This is a genomic window from Microbacterium helvum, assembly GCF_014779795.1.
GTDB lineage: Bacteria > Actinomycetota > Actinomycetes > Actinomycetales > Microbacteriaceae > Microbacterium > Microbacterium helvum.
Genome location: NZ_JACXZS010000009.1, coordinates 63728 through 82344, shown reverse-complemented (window position 1 = coordinate 82344; position 18617 = coordinate 63728). Strand labels below are relative to the sequence as shown.

The following is an 18617-nucleotide window of genomic DNA, read 5'->3' as shown; positions in this document are numbered from 1 at the left end:
GTCGGGGGCCCGCCGGGTTCAGGCGGCGTCGCCGAGCTCCTGCGAGAGCACCCGGGCCGCGTCGGTGAGCAGCGGGATCGCCCGTTCGGCGAATGCGTCGTCTACGCGCGAGACCGGTCCCGACACCGAGATCGCGGTCGGGGTGGGCGCATGGGGGACCGCGACCGCGAAGCAGCGGACGCCGATCTCCTGCTCCTGCTCGTCGATCGAGTAGCCCCGCTCGCGGATGCGGTCGAGCTCGGCCAGCAGCGAGTCGATGTCGCCGATGGCCATCGGGGTGGACGTCGGCATGCCGGCGCGACCGACGATGCCGCGCACGACGTCGTCGTCGAGCGTCGCGAGGATCGCCTTGCCCACGCCGGTGGCGTGCGTGTGGGCGTGGCGGCCCACCTCGGTGAACATGCGCATCGAGTGCTTGGACGGCACCTGCCCGACGTACACGACCATGTCGGAGTCGAGCACCGCCATGTTGGCGGTCTCGCCGAGCGCGTCGACCAGGCGCGCCAGCTGTGGGCGGGCGATCGCGCCGAGCTGCTTGCTCGCTCCTTCGCCCAGGCGGATCAGCCGAGGGCCGAGGGCGTAGCGGCGGTTCGGCAGCTGTCGCACGTAGCCCATGCCGACGAGGGTGCGCAGCAGTCGGTGGATCGTCGGCAGCGGCAGCTCGGTGGATGCGGCCAGCTCGCTGAGAGTCACCTCGCCGTCAGCGTCGGTGATCAGCTCGAGCAGCTCGAACACGCGCTCGACGGACTGCACACCTCCGGACGCCTTCTCGGCCATGTCGCCAACCTTTCCACTCCGTTGCGGTCTGCCTCCACGATACGGAAGAGGGATGCCTCACCGCACGCGCGACGCGGTGTGAAGCATCCCTCGTCCGGCAATTGCTTTTCCGTGTGACAGAAACTACTATCCATAATACGGAAACAAGTTCTCGATCCGCGGAAGTGATCGAGCGAACGAGGAGGATCAATGGCGAACCCCAGCCCCGGCTACTCGATCACGCTGCGTGTCCAGGCGCCCGCGAGCGTCAGCTCCACCGCCGAACTGGCGGCGGCCGTCGGCCGCGTCGGAGCCGCCGTGACCGCGCTCGACGTCGTCGAGTCGCGCCCCGACGCGCTCATCGTCGACGTGACCTGCAACACCACGAACGCCGACCACGGCACGCAGGTGCAGGACGCGCTCGCCGCCCTCGCCGACGTGTCGGTGCTGCACACCAGCGACCGCACCTTCCTGATGCACCTCGGTGGCAAGCTGGAGATCGTGCCGAAGGTGCCGCTGCGAAACCGCGACGACCTGTCGCGCGCCTATACGCCGGGGGTCGCCCGCGTGTGCCTCGCGATCGCCGAGCGCCCCGAGGACGCCCGCAACCTCACTGTCAAGCGCAACACGATCGCCGTCGTGACCGACGGATCGGCGGTGCTCGGGCTGGGCAACATCGGCCCCGCGGCTGCTCTTCCCGTCATGGAGGGCAAAGCCGCCCTGTTCAAGCAGTTCGCCGATGTCGACGCGTGGCCGGTCTGCCTCGACACGCAGGACACCGACGAGATCGTGAAGATCGTGAAGGCCATCGCGCCCGTCTACGGCGGCGTCAACCTCGAAGACATCGCGGCGCCCCGCTGCTTCGAGATCGAGGCACGCCTGCGCGAAGAGCTCGACATCCCGGTGTTCCACGACGACCAGCACGGCACCGCCATCGTGACGCTCGCCGCCCTGCAGAACGCGCTGCGCGTGGTCGGCAAGCAGCTCGCCGACGTGCGCATCGTCGTCTCGGGCGTCGGCGCGGCCGGCTCTGCGATCATCCAGCTGCTCAAGGCCGAGGGCGCGCAGCACATCGTCGCCGCGGGTCGCTCGGGCGTCATCCACGCCGGCGAGCAGTACACCGACGAGCACCGCCGCTGGCTCGCCGCGAACACCAACGCCGCGGGAGTCACCGGCACCCTCTCCGACGCGCTGGCCGGTGCGGACGTCTTCATCGGCGTCTCCGCGCCGAACGTCATCGGCGAGGCCGAGGTCAGGAGCATGGCCGAGGGAGCGATCGTGTTCGCCATGGCCAACCCCGATCCTGAGATCGATCCGGTCCTGGCCGCACGTCACGCCGCCGTGGTCGCGACCGGGCGCAGCGATTTCCCGAACCAGATCAACAACGTGCTGGCCTTCCCCGGGTTCTTCCGCGGGCTGCTCGACGCGCACGCCGTCGAGATCACGCCGGCAATGCTCGTCGCGGCCGCCGACGCGATCGCGAAGCGCGTCTCGGACGACGAGCTGCACGCCAGCTACATCATCCCGAGCGTGTTCGACCCGCTGGTGGCAGGCGACGTCGCCGCGGCCGTGGCTGCCGCGGCGCAGGCCGGTTCGCCGGCCGACGCGCCCGCCGACGTGAGCGCAGACGACCTCGAGCGCTCCGCCGCCTGATGACCCGCCCCTGAGAGGAGCCCCCCATGACCATCCACGTCCGTTCCGCCGAGGCGCCCGAGCGCGCCGACGAGATCCTGACTCCCGAGGCCCTGGCGTTCGTCGAGCAGCTGCACGAGCGGTTCGCCGCCCGCCGCGACGAGCTGCTCGAGGCGCGCCGCGTCCGCCGCGACGAGGTCGCCCGCACCGGACGACTCGACTTCCTGCCCGAGACGGTCGGGATCCGCGCCGGCGACTGGACCGTCGCCCCGGCGCCGGCCGCGCTGCAGGATCGCCGCGTCGAGATCACGGGTCCGGCCTCGCCCGCCAAGATGGCGATCAACGCCCTCAACTCCGGTGCCAAGGTCTGGCTCGCCGATCTCGAAGACGCCTCGACGCCCACGTGGTTCAACGTCGTCGACGCGCTGCTGACGCTGCGTGACGCCGCGCGCGGCACGCTGGCGTACACCTCGCCGGAGGGCAAGGTGTACGCGCTGCGCGAGGACGCGCCGCTGGCCGTCGTGGTGGCCCGGCCCCGCGGCTGGCACATGGACGAGAAGCACGTGGAGGTGAACGGCCGCGACGCCGTCGGCGCCTTCGTCGACTTCGGCCTGCACTTCTTCCACACCGCGAAGCGGCTCGTCGAGAACGGCCAGGGCCCGTACTACTACCTGCCCAAGACCGAGAGCCACCTCGAAGCGCGGCTGTGGAACGACGTGTTCGTGTTCGCCCAGGACGCCCTCGGCATCCCGCAGGGGACGATCCGCGCGACCGTCCTCATCGAGACGATCCCCGCGGCGTTCGAGATGGACGAGATCCTGTACGAGCTGCGCGACCACGCGTCGGGCCTCAACGCCGGCCGCTGGGACTACCTCTTCAGCATCGTGAAGTACTTCCGCGACGCGGGGGAGTCGTTCGTGCTGCCCGACCGCGCCGACGTGTCGATGACGGCGCCGTTCATGCGCGCGTACACGGAGCTGCTCGTCAAGACCTGTCACCGCCGCGGCGCCTTCGCGATGGGCGGCATGGCCGCGTTCATCCCGAACCGTCGCGAGCCCGAGGTCACCGAGGCGGCGTTCGAGAAGGTGCGCGCCGACAAGACGCGCGAGGCGAACGACGGCTTCGACGGCTCGTGGGTCGCCCACCCCGACCTGGTGCCGATCTGCCGCGCCGTCTTCGACGCGGTGCTCGGAGACCGGCCGAACCAGCTCGACCGGCAACGGCCCGAGGTCGAGGTCACCGGCAGCCAGCTGCTCGATGTCGCCTCGGCTCCGGGCGCGGTCACCGAGACCGGCCTGCGCACCAACCTCTATGTCGCGATCGCCTACATCGCCGTGTGGCTCTCGGGCAACGGTGCGGTCGCCATCCACAACCTCATGGAGGATGCCGCCACCGCCGAGATCTCGCGGTCGCAGGTGTGGCAGCAGATCCGCAACGGCGTGGTCCTCGCCGACACCGGCGAGACCGTGACGCGGGAGCTCGTGCGCCGCATCCTCGACGAGGAGACCTCGCGCCTTGCGGGCGAGGTCGGCGCAGACCAGTTCGAGCGCTACTACCGGCCGGCGGCCGACCTCGTCGCCGACATCTGCCTGTCGGAGGAGTACACCGACTTCCTCACCACTCCGGCCTACGACCTGGTGGTCGCGCGATGACCGAGCGCCTGCTCGGACCGGGCGATCTCGCCGAGCTCGACCGGTTCCTCGCGCCCACCGACCGGCTGCTGGCCGAGCGGTTCCCCGGCGACGACGGATCGCGCCAGCCCGTGCACACGGTGTACGTGCCGGCCGACCGGTACACGCCGGCGCTCCCCGCCGACTGGGGCGCCGCCGCGCTCGCGGCCGCGGAGGCGCAGGGCGGCGTGGCGACGGTCGTCCGTGAGCTCGGCGTGCCCGAGGCCTTCGCGGCCGACGTCGCGGCGCTGGTGGAGGCGAAGCTGCGCACCGAGCCGATCGAGGACCTGCGCCTGGACTTCGAGGACGGCTATGGCGACCGGGGCGACGAGACGGAGGATGCCGACGTGCGCCGCGCGGCCGAGCAGATCCTCGCAGCCGTCGACGCGGGCGTCGCGCCCGCGTTCATCGGCATCCGCTTCAAGTGCTTCGAGGCTCCCACCCGGGCACGAGGCATCCGTTCGCTCGATCTGTTCCTCGCGACGCTGCTCGACGCGGGCGATCTTCCCGACGGTCTCGTGCTGACGCTGCCGAAGGTGACGACGGTCGCGCAGGTCGAGGCGATGGCGCACATCTGCCATCGCTTCGAAGAGCACCACGGTCTCACGCCGGGTCGCCTGCGGTTCGAGGTGCAGGTCGAGACGCCACAGCTGATCCTCGGCCCCGACGGGACGTCGCCGCTCGCCACGGCCATCCACGTCGCCGAGGGACGCGTGAGCGGGTTGCACTACGGCACCTACGACTACAGCGCGTCGCTCGGGATCTCTGCCGCCTACCAGTCGATGGAGCACCCGGCCGCCGACCACGCGAAGAACGTGATGCAGGTCGCGGCGGCCCAGACGGGAGTGCGCCTGTCGGACGGCTCGACGAACATCCTGCCGGTCGGCGACGACGACGCGGTGCGCGCGGCCTGGCGGCTGAGCGCGCGCCTCACGCGGCGGTCGCTGGAGCGCGGCTATTACCAGGGCTGGGACCTGCATCCGGCACAGCTGGTGCCGCGGTTCGTCGCGAACACGCTGTTCTACCGCGAAGGCCTCGCGTCGGCGACGACACGTCTGCGCAACTACGTGCACCGCATCGAGAGCGCCGTCATGGACGAGCCTGCCACCGCTCGGGCGCTGGCCGCGTTCGTACTGCGCGGCGTGCAGTGCGGTGCGGTCACCGAGGCGGAGGTCCAGGATGCCGCCGGCATCGACCTCGCGGCCCTCACGGCGCTCGCGCACCCGAAACCGGCCACGTCACTCGTCACGACCGAGGAGCCCGCATGAGCTACTACACACCCCAGGGCGGACTGCCGCCGCAGACCGATCTGCTGACCGACCGCGCCGTCGTCAAGCTGGCGTACACCTTCATCCCGAAGGGCGTGCTGCGCGATATCGTCACCTCGAGCCTGCCCGGGTTCACCGACGCGCGCGCGTGGATCCTCGCGAGGCCCACGCCCAGCTCGGCGACGACGTTCTCGCAGCTGATCGTCGAGATCGCGCCCGGCGGCGGGGCCGCGAAGCCCGAGCCCGAAGCGGGCGTCGAGGGCGTCGTCTTCGTCACGACGGGCGAGCTGACGCTCACGCTCGAGGGCGAGGAGCACGTGCTCGGCGAGGGCGGCTACGCCTTCATCGCTCCGGGCGCGGAGTGGTCGCTCGCCAACCGCGGATCCGCGATCACGTCGTTCCACTGGATCCGCAAGGCCTACGAGTGGCTCGAAGGCGTGCCGGCGCCGGCCTCGTTCGTCACGCGCGACCAGGACATCGAGCCGGTAGCGATGCCCGACACCGACGGCGTGTGGGCGACGACGCGGTTCTCGGACGCGAGCGACATGGCCCACGACATGCAGGTCAACATCGTGACGTTCCAGCCCGGCGGCTCGATCCCGTTCGCCGAGACGCACGTCATGGAGCACGGCCTGTTCGTGCTGCAGGGCAAGGCGGTCTACCGCCTCAACGACGACTGGGTCGAGTGCGAGGCCGGCGACTACATGCTGCTGCGCGCGTTCTGCCCGCAGGCCTGCTACGCGGGTGGCCCCGAGCCGTTCCGCTACCTGCTGTACAAGGACATGAACCGCCAGATCAAGCTCACCTGATCCGGCGGGGAACGAACGGGCGGGTGCCTTCGGGCACCCGCCCGTCGTCGTTCCCCGCCTGGAAGGGGTTGACGGCACCCACGATCTGACTTACACTTTTCATATTGCAGAAACTAGATTCCACGATATGGAATCACTTGGAACCGACAAGGAAGTCTCATGAGCGACACGACCCGCTACACGGTGAACTGCTCGATCCTGCTGACGCAGCTGCCGTTGCAGGAGCGCCCCTCCGCCGCGAAGGCCGCCGGGTTCGACGCCGTCGAGTTCTGGTGGCCGTTCGCCGAGGCCGTGCCGGCCGCCGCTGATGTCGATGCGTTCGTCGCTGCCGTCCAGGACGCGGGCGTGCAGCTGACAGGGCTGAACTTCTTCGCCGGCGACATGCCCGGCGGCGACCGGGGCCTGGTGTCGTGGATCGGACGCGAGGACGAGTTCGCCGCCAACATCGGCGTGGTCGTCGAGATCGGGCGGCGCCTGGGCACGAAGGCCTTCAACGCCCTCTACGGCAACCGCATCGACGGCGTCGACGCCGCCGCGCAGGACGAGCTCGCGGTGCGCAACCTCGCCGCCGCCGGACGCGCCGTGGCCGAGATCGACGGCATCGTGCTGCTGGAGCCGGTGAGCGGCGCCCCCGCGTACCCGCTCACGACCGCGGCCGACGCGCTCGCCGTCATCGAGCGCGTGCGCACCGAGCACGGTGTCGACAATGTGCGCCTGCTCGCCGACTACTACCACCTCGCCGTCAACGGCGACGACGTCCCCGCGGTCATCGCCGGTCACGCCGCCGACTTCGGCCACATCCAGATCGCCGACGCCCCCGGCCGCGGCGAGCCCGGCACCGGCGACCTGCCGCTGCAGCAGTGGATCGCCGACGCCCAGGGCCTCGGCTACGCCGGCGTCATCGGCCTCGAGTACAAGACCGAGGCCGCCGACCCGTTCGCGTGGCTCCCCGCCGTCGAGCGCGGCTACGCCGGCGCTCGCTGAGCGCGCGGCCGCCGGCATCCACTCTTCTCACGACACAAGGACCAGAACAATGAGCAACGTCGCAGTCATCGGTCTCGGGATCATGGGCCTGCCCATGGCCAAGAACCTCGTCGCCGCCGGGTACACGGTCGCCGGCTACAACCGCAGCCAGGGCCCGATCGACGCCCTCGCGGCGGCGGGCGGCCGCGGTGCCACCAGCATCGCGGACGCGGTCGCGGACGCCGACGTCATCATCACGATGGTGCCGGACTCGCCGGACGTCGCCGGCGTCGTGCGCGGCGAGGACGGCGTGTTCGCGAACGCGAAGGCCGGGGCGCTGTGGATCGACAACTCGTCGATCCGCCCCGATGTCGCCAAGGAACTCGCCGACGAGGCCGTCGCCGCGGGACTCGGTGTCGTGGACGCCCCCGTCTCAGGCGGCGAGCAGGGCGCGATCGACGCCGTGCTGTCGATCATGGTCGGCGGTACCGCCGAGGACTTCGCCAAGGCCGAGCCCGTGCTGAACGCCATCGGCAAGACCATCGTGCACGTCGGCCCCGCAGGCGCAGGACAGACCGTCAAGGCCGCCAACCAGCTGATCGTCGCCGTCAACATCCAGGCGCTCGCCGAGGCGGTCGTCTTCCTCGAGGCGTACGGCGTCGACACCGATGCCGCCCTCACGGTCCTCGGCGGCGGTCTCGCCGGCTCGAAGGTCCTCGACCAGAAGGGGCAGAAGATGCTGAACCGCGACTTCGGCCCCGGCTTCCGACTCGCCCTCCACAACAAGGACCTGGGCATCGTCACCGCCGCCGCACGACAGGTCGGCATCACCGTCCCACTCGGGTCGGCGGTCGCCCAGCTCGTGACCTCGCTGGTCGCGCGTGGCGACGGCGGGCTCGACCACTCCGGCCTGTTCAAGCTCACCGCCGAGCTGTCGGGTCGCGACTGAACCGTTTCGTCTCGTCGCTGCGCTCCTCGCTCAACGACCGGAATACTGGAGAACTCAAATGACTCGCATGCGTGCCGTCGACGCCATCGTGCAGATCCTGATCAAAGAGGGCGCCACCGAGGCGTTCGGACTGCCGGGCGCGGCGATCAACCCGCTCTACTCCGCGATGCGCGCCCACGGCGGCATCCGCCACACGCTCGCCCGCCACGTCGAGGGCGCCTCGCACATGGCCGACGGCTACAGCCGCACCGGCGACGGCCGCATCGGCGTCTGCCTCGGCACGTCGGGTCCCGCGGGCACCGACATGATCACCGGGCTGTACGCGGCGATCGCCGACTCCATCCCGATGCTGTGCATCACCGGCCAGGCGCCGGTGGCCAAGCTCGACAAAGAGGACTTCCAGGCCGTCGACATCGCGGCCATCGCGAAGCCGGTGACGAAGTTCGCCAAGACCGTGCTCGAAGCGGGTCAGGTGCCGGGCGCCTTCCAGACCGCTTTCCAGGTGATGCGTCAGGGGCGGCCCGGCCCCGTGCTGATCGACCTGCCGTTCGACGTGCAGATGACCGAGATCGAGTTCGACATCGACACGTACGAGCCGCTGCCGATCGCCAAGCCGGCGGCGACGCGCGCGCAGGCCGAGAAGGTGCTCGATCTGCTCACCGCCGCCGAGCACCCGCTCATCATCTCGGGCGGCGGGGTCATCAACGCCGGGGCTTCCGAGCGTCTCGTCGAGCTCGCCGAGCTGCTGGGCGTGCCCGTCGTGCCGACGCTCATGGGCTGGGGCTCGATCGCCGACGACCACCCGCTGGCGGCGGGCATGGTCGGAATCCAGACGTCGCAGCGCTACGGCAACGCGAACTTCCTGCAGTCCGACTTCGTGCTGGGCATCGGCAACCGCTGGGCGAACCGCCACACCGGCGGCCTCGACCTGTACCGCCGCGGCCGCACGTTCGTCCACGTCGACATCGAACCCACGCAGATCGGCCGCGTCTTCGCGCCGGACTACAGCGTGGTGTCGGATGCCGGGCTGTTCCTCGATGCGATCCTCGAGGTCGCACGCGAGCGTCAGGCCGCCGGCATCCTTCCGTCGTACCTCGGCTGGGCGGAGGACTGCCGCATCCGCAAGGCGACCCTGCAGCGCAAGACCAACTTCGACAACGTGCCGATGAAGCCGCACCGGGTGTACCAGGAGATGGTGCTGGCCTTCCCGCGCGAGACGACCTACGTCACGACGATCGGCCTGTCGCAGATCGCCGGCGCCCAGCTGCTGCACGTCTACGGGCCCCGAAAGTGGATCAACGCCGGCCAGGCCGGACCCCTCGGCTGGACGGGACCCGCGGCGCTCGGCGTCGTGCGCGGCAAGCCGGGGGAGCCCGTCGTGGCGCTGTCGGGGGACTACGACTTCCAGTTCATGATCGAGGAGCTCGCCGTCGGCGCGCAGCACAAGCTGCCGTACATCCATGTCGTGGTGAACAACAGCTACCTCGGCTTGATCCGCCAGTCGCAGCGCGGCTTCGAGATGGACTTCGAGGTGTCGCTGGCCTTCGACAACGTCAACACCCCGTACGACGCCCACAGCGTCGCGCACGGCTACGGCGTCGACCACGTCAAGGTGGCCGAGGGCCTCGGCTGCAAGGCGCTGCGCGTCGAGCGGCCCGAGGACCTGCCCGCAGCCTTCGCCGAGGCCGAGCGCCTCAAGGCGCAGTTCCAGGTGCCGGTGGTCGTCGAGGTGATCCTCGAGCGCGTGACCAACATCGCCATGGGCACCGAGCTCGACAACATGGTCGAGTTCGAGGATCTCGCCGAGAAGGGCGAGGACGCTCCCGCGGCGGTCTACGCTCTGGTCGACTGAACCGTCCGCCCGAAAGCCGACCATGCGCATCGTCATCGCTCCCGACAAGTTCAAGGGCTCCTTGGACGCGGCCGGCGTCGCACGCGCCGTCGCCGACGGCATCCGGGCCGTGCGCCATGACGCCGCCGTCGACCTCGTGCCCGTCGCCGACGGGGGAGAAGGCACGCTGGATGCCGCGCTCGGCGCCGGATTCGAACGCCGCACCACCGTCGTCAGCGGGCCCACCGGCGCGCCCGTCGCGGCCGACTGGGGGCTGCGCGGCGACGAGGCGGTGATCGAGATGGCGCTCGCGTCGGGCCTCGGCATCCTCCCCGGCGGCATCCGCGACGCGCGGGGCGCGACCAGCCGCGGCACCGGCGAGCTGATCGCCGCCGCGCTCGACGCCGGTGCCCGCCGCATCGTGCTCGGCGTCGGCGGCAGCGCCGGCACCGACGGCGGTGCCGGCATGCTGCAGGCCCTGGGCCTGCGGCTCCTCGACGGCGCGGGGGCGGTGCTTCCGGGGGGCGGCGCCGCTCTCGCGCGACTCGTGACGGTGGATGCCTCGGCCTTCGATCCTCGGTTGGCCGAGGCATCCCTCACGCTCGCCACCGACGTCGACAACCCGCTGCTCGGCCCGAACGGTGCAGCCGCGGTGTTCGGACCGCAGAAGGGCGCCACGCCCGAGGATGTCGCCGAGCTCGACGCCGCGCTCGCCCGCTACGTGGCGCTCATCGCCGACGCCTTCGGCGTGCCCGGGGCGGCCGATGCCCCCGGGGCCGGCGCAGCCGGCGGCGTGGGCTTCGCGGCCGTCGCGGCCCTCGGCGCCGAGCGCCGCAGCGGCGTCGACGTCGTGCTCGACTTCACCGGCCTGCGCGAGCGCCTCGTCGGCGCCGACCTCGTCGTCACCGGCGAGGGCAGCATCGACGAGCAGTCCCTCGGCGGCAAGACGCCCGTGGGCGTCGCTCGTGCCGCGCGTGCGATCGGCGTCCCCGTCGTCGCGGTCTGCGGACGCACCACCCTCGACGACGACCGGCTGCGGGCGGCCGGCTTCGTCCGCACCTGGGCCCTCGCCGCGCGCGAGCCCGATCCCGAGGTCAGCATGCGCGACGCCGCACGGCTGCTCCGCGAGATCGGCGCCGAGCTGGCGGCATCCCTTCCGGTCGGCGACGGAGCCGTCCGGGCCGAAACCCTCACCGAAAGCATCACCTCATGAGCGAGAACCAGACCCCCCACTACGACGTCGTCGTGCGCGGCGAACGCATCCTCACCACCGCGGGCTTCGCGGCCCGCGAGATCGGCATCACCGACGGCGCGATCGTCGCGATCGAGCCGCTCGGCCATGACCTGCAGGGGCGCGAGATCGTCACGCTCGCGGACGACGAGACGCTGCTGCCGGGCCTCGTCGATTCGCATGTGCACGTCAACGAGCCCGGCCGCACCGAGTGGGAGGGCTTCGCCTCGGCGACCAAGGCCGCTGCCGCCGGCGGTGTCACCACGATCATCGACATGCCGCTGAACAGCATCCCGCCGACGGTCGACGTCGAGGCTCTGGAGCTCAAGCGCAGCGTCGCGAAGGACCAGGCGTTCGTCGACGTCGGCTTCTGGGGCGGTGCGATCCCCGGTAACACCGGCGAGCTGCGCGCGCTGCACGACGACGGCGTGTTCGGCTTCAAGTGCTTCCTGCTGCACTCGGGCGTCGACGAGTTCCCGCACCTCGACGCCGACGAGATGGAGCGCGACATGGCGGAGCTCGCGAGCTTCGACTCGCTGCTCATCGTGCACGCCGAGGACTCGCGCGCCATCGACCGCGCGCCCTCGGCCGAAGGCGACCACTACGACCGCTTCCTCGCCTCGCGCCCGCGCGGCGCCGAGAACATCGCGATCGCCGAGGTCATCGAGCGCGCCCGCTGGACCGGTGCCCGCGCCCACATCCTGCACCTGTCGTCGTCCGACGCGCTGCCGATGATCGCGAGCGCCAAGCGCGACGGCGTGCGCCTCACCGTCGAGACGTGCCCGCACTACCTGACGCTGCTGGCGGAAGAGATCCCGAACGGCGCGACCGCGTTCAAGTGCTGCCCGCCGATCCGCGAGGCCTCCAACCGCGAGCTGCTGTGGCAGGGGCTCGTCGACGGCACGATCGACTGCATCGTCAGCGACCACTCGCCGTCGACCCTCGACCTCAAGGACCTCGACAACGGCGACTTCGCGGTCGCGTGGGGCGGCGTCGCCTCGCTGCAGCTGGGCCTGTCGCTGGTGTGGTCCGAGGCCCGCACGCGCGGCATACCCCTCGAGACCGTGGTGGAATGGATGTCGGCGCGTCCGGCGGCCCTCGCCGGACTCACCCGCAAGGGAAGGATCGCGCTGGGGTTCGACGCCGACCTGTCGGTGTTCGCCCCCGACAGCGCGTACGTGGTCGACGTGAACAAGCTGCACCACAAGAACCCGCTGACCCCCTACGACGGCAAGGCGCTGTCGGGCGTGGTGCGCGAGACGTTCCTGCGCGGTGAACGCGTCGACTTCGCCGAGCCGCGCGGCCGCCTGATCCGCCGCGGCGCGGCCTGAGAATCACCCGCCGGTCGCCAGACCGCCCCCAGATGTCGGAAGAAGAGTTGAGATGTCCGCAGACCCGTACGGCAGTCGCCCCGAAGTCCTCGATCCGGAGGACGACCTGCGCAGTCTGGTCACCACGCGCGCGCCGCGCCACCGTCCCGTCGACCCGTCGATCGCGCGCTCATGGCTGCTCGTCCCGGGCACGCGCGCCGACCTGTTCGACGAGATGGCGGCCTCGCGAGCCGATGCGGTCGTGCTCGACATCGAGGACGCGGTCGATCCCAGCAACAAGCCGCAGGCGCGGCAGGACGTCGTGGACTGGCTGCGCGCCGGCGGGCGGGCCTGGGTGCGGGTCAACGATGCGGCGAGCCCGTACTGGTCCGACGATCTGGCCGCGCTCGCCGGCATCCCCTCGCTCCTGGGCATCATGCTCGCCAAGACCGAGTCGCCCGCGCAGGTGACGAGCTCGTTCGACCGCCTCGGCGGCACCGTGCCCGTCGTCGCGCTCATCGAGTCCGCGATCGGCATGGAGGACGCCGCCCACATCGCCCGCGCGCGCGGCGCGTTCCGCCTCGCGTTCGGCAGCGGCGACTTCCGCCGCGACACGGGCATGAGCGCCGACGCCGAGGCCATGGCGTACCCGCGTGCCCGGCTCGTGGTCGCGAGCCGCGTCGGCAATCTGCCCGGCCCGATCGACGGCCCCACCGTGGGCAACAGCATGCCGACGCTGCGCGAGCAGTCGGGGATCACGGTGTCGATGGGCATGACCGGCAAGCTGTGCCTCGCGGCCGAGCAGGCTCCCGTGATCAACGAGGTCATCTGCCCGACCCCGAGCGAGGTGCTGTGGGCGCTGGACTTCCTCGCCGACTTCGAGGGTCGCGGCCGCGTGGTCCGTGACGGCAGTGACTTGCCCCGCCTCGGTCGTGCGCAGAAGATCGAGAAGCTGGCTCTCGCGTTCGGCGTGCACCCCACGTCGTGACGACGACCTGTCGAAAGGACACACCCATGACTGACGGCATCCACCTCTCCGCGGGCGACGCCAACCCGGGCTTCGCGCTCTCGGACGCCACCGGCGCCGTCGTTCGCCCGGAGGACTTCGCGGGACGGCGCCTCGTCGTGTACTTCTACCCGGCCGCGTTCACGCCCGGCTGCACCACCGAGGCGTGCGACTTCCGCGACAACCTCGCGTCGCTGCAGGCGGCGGGTGTCGCTGTCGTGGGCATCTCGCCCGACACCGTCGAGCGGCTGGCCGAATGGGCCGAGGCCGAGCAGCTGTCGTTCCCGCTGCTGTCCGACGCCGACCACGCCGTCGCCGAGGCGTGGGGCGCGTGGGGCACCAAGGTCGTGAACGGCGAGGAGCGCGTCGGGCTCATCCGCTCGACGTTCGTGCTCGCCGCCGACGGCACCGTCGAGTCGGCCGAGTACCACGTCGACCCGAACGGCCACGTCGCGCGCCTGCGCGAGCAGCTCGCGGCCTGACGCATCCCTGCGCCGCGAGCCGTGCGCTCGCAAGATCCGGTGAGCGGATGCCGCGGCCGCCGGCATCCGCTCGCCCGAGGCCGGCGCGTCGAGACCGGGAAGGGGTCGGCGAGACCGGGAACGGGTCGGCGAGAAAAGGGACCGGCTCGGCGAGACAAGGGATTCTGCCTGAGACCTGGGACGTGGCCCCTTGTCTCGGGTGGAATCCTGGGTTTCGGCGAAGGGTGGGCCGGCGGCGGTCGCGGTCGAGGAGCGGCCGGTCACGCTCGAACCGTCGCGCGTTCTCACGACAGCCCTCGTCCGCGCTGCAGGAATCGGCATTCGCGCCCGCTTACAACGACAGCGGATGCCGGAAACGACAGCGCGAAGGATTCCTGGTGCGCGAGAGCGACAGCGGATGCCGGAAACGACAGCGCGAAGGATTCCTGGTGCGCGAGAGTGACAGCGGACGCCGGAAACGACAGCGCGAACGGCACCGTGCCTCGGCGGCGACCTGGAAGGCGCGGTCGAACGCACGCGGCTCGTCTGCGCCGAGGACGCGCGGGCGCTCCGGCGCCGCGCCCTGAGGACACGCGTCGCAGCCCCCTCGGCTCAGGCGGGGCCGCGGTCCTCGATCGCGGCATACTCGTCGGGCAGCGAAGCGCGCCGGGCCAGACCGCTGAGCACGATGGGCAGTGTGATGCACAGCGAGATCACGAGCGCCGCGGCAAGGGCCGTCTCGACACCCCACCACTGCGCGATGAGGCCGCCGAGCAGCGATCCGACCGGGAACGAGCCGACGGCGACGAGCCGCCGGGCTGACGCGACGCGGCCCATCAGCGCGCTCGGAGTCACGCGGGCCGACAGCCCGGCGTTCTGGATCCCGTACAGCAGGATGAGGAACGAGAACAGCAGCTCTGCGACCGTCAGCGAGACCACGGCGGGCACTGGGATCACGGGGGCGGTGAGAAGCACCGCGTAGGCGAGCGGTATGCCGGCCGCGGCGATCACCATCGTCCGGATCTGCCCGATCTGCTCGCCGATGCGTGCGGCCACGATCCCGGCGACGACTCCGCCTGCGGCGCCGATGCCCATGGCGATGCCGTACTCGGCCGGGCTGAGCCCGAGGGTGCGCAGCGAGAAGAGCGTGAGGACGGCGACCACGACTCCGGCGGCGAGATTCAGGATGCCGCTGGAGAGCATGAAGGTCCGGATCACGAGGCTCTGACCGATGAATGCGAAGCCCGCGCGGACCGTCTCGCGGAACGGCTGGCGGGCGGTCGCATCCGACGGACGGCCAGTCCGGGGCAGCCGCCGGAACATCAGCAGCGCGCCGGCCTGGAACAGCGCGGCGAAGACCGTGACGACCGGGGCGGCGATGAACCGCACCGCGATCCCCGCGGCGCCGGGCACCGCGATGCGCGCGACCTGATCCGCCGTCTGCAGGCGCCCGACCGCTGTCGAGACCAGTTCGCGCGGCACCAGCTCGGTCACGACGCTGAAGTGGGCGGCATCGTAGAACACGTCGCCGAGGCTCAGTGCGGCCACGAGTCCGATGAGGATCCAGATCGACAGGCCGTCGACGAGGTACGCCGCGGGCACCAGGATCATGAGCAGGATGCGGGCGGTCACGGTCGCCAGCAGCACCGCCCGCCGCGCACGCCGGTCGGTGACGGCGCCCGCGATCGGGCTGAGCAGGAGGATGCCGGCGAAGGTCACGGCGCCCAGCACGCCGAGCTCGAACGGCGAGGCCACGAGCAGGTCGACGGCGATGATGCCGACGGCGAACCGGAAGATCTCGGAGCCGGTGGTGGCCAGGGCGTTTCCGGTCCAGAACAGGGCGAACAGGCGCTGAGGGACGGGGGAGTCGTTCATATTCGTGTGCGCAATCTGCGGATCAGGGGACATCGGAACCAGCGGGACGGCCGATGCGTCCCGCCGCGGGCGATGCCGATCAGCGCGTGCGCACGAAGAGAGGACTCACGTCGACCACTCTAGGGGTCGCCGAGATGCTGCTGCCGGACGTTTCTCGGGGCGCGGATGGTCGTCACACTCCTGGGGAAGCCGCAGGGTGCGCCACCCGGACGGAGGGCGCCGACGAGTGAGGCTCAGCCCCGTCCGTCCCACGGCATGCCCGCGGCGGTCAGCGTCACCTCGCCGATCACCGCGTTCGGGGGCAGCGACGCCATGAAAACCACGGTGCGCGCCGCCTCGGCGACGTCGAACGTGGGCTCGATCTTGAGCGACCCGTCGGGCTGCACGTGTCCGCCGCCGTGTCCGAGGTCGCTGAGGAGCGCCGTCGCGGCGTTGCCGATGTCGATCTGCCCGCACGTGATGCCATATGGGCGCCCGTCCAGCGCGAGGGAGCGGGTGAGCCCCGTGACGGCATGCTTCGAGACGGCGTAGGCCGCGGTGCGCGGACGCGGCCGGTGCGCCGCGATCGAGCCGTTGTTGATGATGCGGCCGCCTTGCGGCCGCTGCGCCTTCATGGTGCGCACGGCGGCGCCCGCGACGAGCATCGCCCCCGTCACGTTGACCGCGAGCGTGCGCTCCCAGTCAGCCAGGGCGAGTTCGTCCACCGACCCCTGCGGTCCCGGGACGCCCGCGTTGTTGAACAGCACGTCCACACGGCCGAACCGCTCGACGGCGGCGGCGAAGAGCGCCTCGACGTCGTCCCGGTCGGTCACGTCTGCGGTCACGCAATGGGCGAGGGGATGCCGCACCGCAGCCTCGTCGAGGGTCGCGCGTGTGCGGCCGGCCAGCACGACCGCCCAGCCCTCGTCGAGGAAGGCGCGCGCGACGGCCCGCCCGATGCCGGTGCCCGCTCCGGTGACGACGGCGACGCGCGCGCCGGCAGTGGCCGAGGGGGATTGCGCGGACTCAGGCATCCGAATTCCTTCCGAAGGGTTGACAACACAAGCTTCGAGGGAGACGATATCTCATGTAATGGAAAGAAGATTTCGCATTACGGAAGAGCGAAGGACAAGCAGTGAAGCTTGAAGCATTCAACCGGATCGACGCAGATGCCGCGAGAGCACTCGTGCGCCCCTGCGTCGACATCGATCGCTGGATCGACGCCGTGGTCGAGGGCCGTCCCTACTCCAACGTGGAGGAGGCAGTCGAGGTGGCGCGCACAGCCGCGTCACCCTGGACGGTCACCGAGATCGACGGCGCTCTCGCGCACCACCCCCGCATCGGGGAGCGCGCGAGCGGGGGGAGCGCAGAAGCGACGCTGTCGCGTTCGGAGCAGGCGGGACTCGGGGTCCAGGGCGACGACATCGCCTCGGCCCTCGCCGCCGGGAACCGCGCCTACGAAGAGAAGTTCGGGCGCGTCTTCCTGATCCGGGCCGCCGGCCGCAGTGCCGAGGAGATCCTCGGCGCTCTGCAGCAGCGGCTGACGCACACCGAAGAGGAGGAGATCCCCGTCGTGGCCGACCAGCTGCGGCAGATCGCCGTCCTCCGACTGGAAGGAATCCTCGGCTCATGAGCCAGATCACGACGCACATCCTGGATGCCGCCCTCGGAGGCCCCGCCCGCGGGGTCGACGTCGAGCTCGCGCGAGGGGACGGCGCCGTGATCGCGACCGGTGTCACCGACGACGCCGGCCGTATCAAGGACCTCGGCCCCGATCATCTCGAGGCAGGGACCTACCGGCTCACCTTCGCCGTCGGCGAGTACTTCGCCGGCACGGGCCGCGACACCTTCTACCCCGTCGTGTCGATCGACTTCTCGGTCGCCGACTCCGAGCAGCACTATCACGTACCGCTACTCATCAGTCCGTTCTCATACTCCACATACAGAGGGAATTGATGATGTCAGAGAGCACGATCGTCCTCGGCGCGAACCAGTACGGCAAGGCCGAGGTCCGCCTCGTCCGGATCGACCGGGACACGCCCCGTCACGAGATCACGGATCTCAACGTCACTTCGCAGCTGCGCGGCGACTTCACGTCCGCCCACACCGGGGGCGACAACTCCAAGGTGGTCGCCACCGACACGCAGAAGAACACGGTGTACGCGTTCGCGCGAGACGGCGTCGGCGCCCCCGAGGACTTCCTGCTGCGCCTCGGCCGCCACTTCACCGGCGAGTTCGACTGGGTCACCGGCGGGCGCTGGGAGGCGGAGCAGTACACCTGGAGCCGCATTCCCGTCGACGGCCAGGAGCACGACCACGCGTTCGTCCGCGGCGGCACCGAGACCCGTTCGACGGTCGTGACGTTCGACGGAGACGAGGCCACGGTCATCTCGGGTCTGCACGACCTCGCCGTGCTGAAGTCGACGGGGTCGGAGTTCCACGGCTTCCCGCGCGACAGGTACACGACCCTGGTCGAGACGAACGACCGCATCCTCGCGACCTCGGTCACGACGAAGTGGCGCTACAACCGCACCGACCTCGACTTCGACGAGACCTTCGCCGACGTCCGTCGGCTGCTGCTCGAGGCGTTCGCGCAGACCCACTCGCTGGCCCTGCAGCAGACGCTGTTCGAGATGGGCAGACGCGTGCTCGAGGCGCATGCCGAGATCGACGAGATCAAGTTCTCCATGCCCAACCTGCACCACTTCGTCGTCGATCTGTCCCCGTTCGGCCTCGACAACCCCAACGAGGTGTTCTACGCCGCCGACCGTCCGTACGGCCTCATCGAGGCGACCGTCCAGCGAGACGGCATCGAGGGCGGGCATCCGGCCTGGAGCGGCATCGCCGGGTTCTGCTGACCCGCAGCCACCCGCTTGC

Annotated in this window: 18 protein-coding genes; 14 read left to right on the top strand and 4 right to left on the bottom strand. The window is 70.8% G+C overall.

All coding sequences use genetic code 11. The annotated features are described in order from the left end of the window. Positions 1-18 precede the first annotated feature (18 nt). Positions 19-777, bottom strand: coding sequence for an IclR family transcriptional regulator (locus tag IF188_RS13935; protein ID WP_191172410.1), 759 nt, complete (start codon positions 775-777; stop codon positions 19-21). A gap of 189 nt (positions 778-966) precedes the next feature. Between IF188_RS13935 and IF188_RS13930 the strand changes: the two genes are divergently transcribed. The 11 genes from IF188_RS13930 to bcp all read left to right on the top strand — a co-directional run bounded on the left by IF188_RS13930 (position 967) and on the right by bcp (position 13907). Continuing rightward, on the top strand, positions 967-2409 hold the full coding sequence (locus IF188_RS13930; protein ID WP_191172409.1) for an NAD-dependent malic enzyme: 1443 nt from the start codon (positions 967-969) through the stop codon (positions 2407-2409). Positions 2410-2435: 26 nt separating this feature from the next. Beyond that, positions 2436-4040 (top strand): malate synthase A, encoded by a 1605-nt coding sequence (aceB, locus tag IF188_RS13925; RefSeq protein WP_191172408.1) that lies wholly within the window; start codon positions 2436-2438, stop codon positions 4038-4040. Next, positions 4037-5326 (top strand): DUF6986 family protein, encoded by a 1290-nt coding sequence (locus tag IF188_RS13920; RefSeq protein WP_191172407.1) that lies wholly within the window; start codon positions 4037-4039, stop codon positions 5324-5326. Before aceB ends, IF188_RS13920 begins: the two co-directional genes overlap by 4 nt. Further along, positions 5323-6135 (top strand): bifunctional allantoicase/(S)-ureidoglycine aminohydrolase, encoded by an 813-nt coding sequence (locus IF188_RS13915; RefSeq protein WP_191172406.1) that lies wholly within the window; start codon positions 5323-5325, stop codon positions 6133-6135. The genes IF188_RS13920 and IF188_RS13915 overlap by 4 nt, the downstream gene beginning before the upstream one ends. Positions 6136-6294: 159 nt before the next feature. Continuing rightward, positions 6295-7119 (top strand): hydroxypyruvate isomerase family protein, encoded by an 825-nt coding sequence (locus tag IF188_RS13910; RefSeq protein WP_191172405.1) that lies wholly within the window; start codon positions 6295-6297, stop codon positions 7117-7119. Between the two features lie 49 nt (positions 7120-7168). Continuing rightward, positions 7169-8047, top strand: coding sequence for a 2-hydroxy-3-oxopropionate reductase (locus IF188_RS13905; protein WP_191172404.1), 879 nt, complete (start codon positions 7169-7171; stop codon positions 8045-8047). 58 nt (positions 8048-8105) lie between these two features. Further along, positions 8106-9899 carry a glyoxylate carboligase gene (gcl, locus tag IF188_RS13900; RefSeq protein WP_191172403.1) on the top strand — a complete coding sequence of 598 codons (1794 nt, stop codon included), beginning with the start codon at positions 8106-8108 and terminating at the stop codon, positions 9897-9899. 22 nt (positions 9900-9921) lie between these two features. After that, positions 9922-11091 (top strand): glycerate kinase, encoded by a 1170-nt coding sequence (locus tag IF188_RS13895; RefSeq protein WP_191172402.1) that lies wholly within the window; start codon positions 9922-9924, stop codon positions 11089-11091. Beyond that, on the top strand, positions 11088-12440 hold the full coding sequence (gene allB, locus IF188_RS13890; RefSeq protein WP_191172401.1) for an allantoinase AllB: 1353 nt from the start codon (positions 11088-11090) through the stop codon (positions 12438-12440). Before IF188_RS13895 ends, allB begins: the two co-directional genes overlap by 4 nt. Before the next feature lie 52 nt (positions 12441-12492). Then, on the top strand, positions 12493-13407 hold the full coding sequence (locus IF188_RS13885) for an HpcH/HpaI aldolase/citrate lyase family protein (RefSeq protein WP_224751875.1): 915 nt from the start codon (positions 12493-12495) through the stop codon (positions 13405-13407). 26 nt (positions 13408-13433) lie between these two features. Beyond that, positions 13434-13907: a thioredoxin-dependent thiol peroxidase gene (bcp, locus tag IF188_RS13880; RefSeq protein WP_191172400.1), complete on the top strand. Its 474-nt coding sequence runs from the start codon at positions 13434-13436 to the stop codon at positions 13905-13907. Between the two features lie 284 nt (positions 13908-14191). Here bcp and IF188_RS13875 read toward each other — a convergent pair whose 3' ends face one another. The 3 genes from IF188_RS13875 to IF188_RS13865 all read right to left on the bottom strand — a co-directional run bounded on the left by IF188_RS13875 (position 14192) and on the right by IF188_RS13865 (position 16774). Further along, the gene (locus IF188_RS13875) at positions 14192-14383 is read right to left on the bottom strand and encodes a hypothetical protein (RefSeq protein ID WP_191172399.1); all 192 of its coding nucleotides are present in this window, start codon (positions 14381-14383) and stop codon (positions 14192-14194) included. Positions 14384-14498: 115 nt separating this feature from the next. Further along, positions 14499-15761 (bottom strand): MFS transporter, encoded by a 1263-nt coding sequence (locus IF188_RS13870; RefSeq protein ID WP_191172398.1) that lies wholly within the window; start codon positions 15759-15761, stop codon positions 14499-14501. A gap of 233 nt (positions 15762-15994) precedes the next feature. Beyond that, positions 15995-16774: an SDR family oxidoreductase gene (locus tag IF188_RS13865; protein WP_191172397.1), complete on the bottom strand. Its 780-nt coding sequence runs from the start codon at positions 16772-16774 to the stop codon at positions 15995-15997. A 101-nt stretch (positions 16775-16875) separates the two neighbouring features. Here IF188_RS13865 and uraD point away from each other — a divergent pair, with 101 nt between their 5' ends. The 3 genes from uraD to pucL are packed head-to-tail and all read left to right on the top strand — an operon-like array spanning position 16876 to position 18598. Then, on the top strand, positions 16876-17373 hold the full coding sequence (uraD, locus tag IF188_RS13860; protein WP_191172396.1) for a 2-oxo-4-hydroxy-4-carboxy-5-ureidoimidazoline decarboxylase: 498 nt from the start codon (positions 16876-16878) through the stop codon (positions 17371-17373). After that, positions 17370-17696, top strand: coding sequence for a hydroxyisourate hydrolase (gene uraH / locus IF188_RS13855; RefSeq protein WP_191172395.1), 327 nt, complete (start codon positions 17370-17372; stop codon positions 17694-17696). Before uraD ends, uraH begins: the two co-directional genes overlap by 4 nt. Continuing rightward, positions 17696-18598, top strand: a complete 903-nt coding sequence (gene pucL / locus IF188_RS13850; protein WP_191172394.1) for a factor-independent urate hydroxylase — start codon at positions 17696-17698, stop codon at positions 18596-18598. The genes uraH and pucL overlap by 1 nt, the downstream gene beginning before the upstream one ends. The last annotated feature ends 19 nt before the right edge of the window (positions 18599-18617 follow it).

Coding starts and splice junctions, on each gene's coding strand:
- IF188_RS13935 (WP_191172410.1), bottom strand. CDS start 777: ATGGCCGAGAAGGCGTCCGGAGGTGTGCAGTCCGTCGAGCGCGTGTTC.
- IF188_RS13930 (WP_191172409.1), top strand. CDS start 967: ATGGCGAACCCCAGCCCCGGCTACTCGATCACGCTGCGTGTCCAGGCG.
- aceB (WP_191172408.1), top strand. CDS start 2,436: ATGACCATCCACGTCCGTTCCGCCGAGGCGCCCGAGCGCGCCGACGAG.
- IF188_RS13920 (WP_191172407.1), top strand. CDS start 4,037: ATGACCGAGCGCCTGCTCGGACCGGGCGATCTCGCCGAGCTCGACCGG.
- IF188_RS13915 (WP_191172406.1), top strand. CDS start 5,323: ATGAGCTACTACACACCCCAGGGCGGACTGCCGCCGCAGACCGATCTG.
- IF188_RS13910 (WP_191172405.1), top strand. CDS start 6,295: ATGAGCGACACGACCCGCTACACGGTGAACTGCTCGATCCTGCTGACG.
- IF188_RS13905 (WP_191172404.1), top strand. CDS start 7,169: ATGAGCAACGTCGCAGTCATCGGTCTCGGGATCATGGGCCTGCCCATG.
- gcl (WP_191172403.1), top strand. CDS start 8,106: ATGACTCGCATGCGTGCCGTCGACGCCATCGTGCAGATCCTGATCAAA.
- IF188_RS13895 (WP_191172402.1), top strand. CDS start 9,922: ATGCGCATCGTCATCGCTCCCGACAAGTTCAAGGGCTCCTTGGACGCG.
- allB (WP_191172401.1), top strand. CDS start 11,088: ATGAGCGAGAACCAGACCCCCCACTACGACGTCGTCGTGCGCGGCGAA.
- IF188_RS13885 (WP_224751875.1), top strand. CDS start 12,493: ATGTCCGCAGACCCGTACGGCAGTCGCCCCGAAGTCCTCGATCCGGAG.
- bcp (WP_191172400.1), top strand. CDS start 13,434: ATGACTGACGGCATCCACCTCTCCGCGGGCGACGCCAACCCGGGCTTC.
- IF188_RS13870 (WP_191172398.1), bottom strand. CDS start 15,761: ATGAACGACTCCCCCGTCCCTCAGCGCCTGTTCGCCCTGTTCTGGACC.
- IF188_RS13865 (WP_191172397.1), bottom strand. CDS start 16,774: ATGCCTGAGTCCGCGCAATCCCCCTCGGCCACTGCCGGCGCGCGCGTC.
- uraH (WP_191172395.1), top strand. CDS start 17,370: ATGAGCCAGATCACGACGCACATCCTGGATGCCGCCCTCGGAGGCCCC.
- pucL (WP_191172394.1), top strand. CDS start 17,696: ATGATGTCAGAGAGCACGATCGTCCTCGGCGCGAACCAGTACGGCAAG.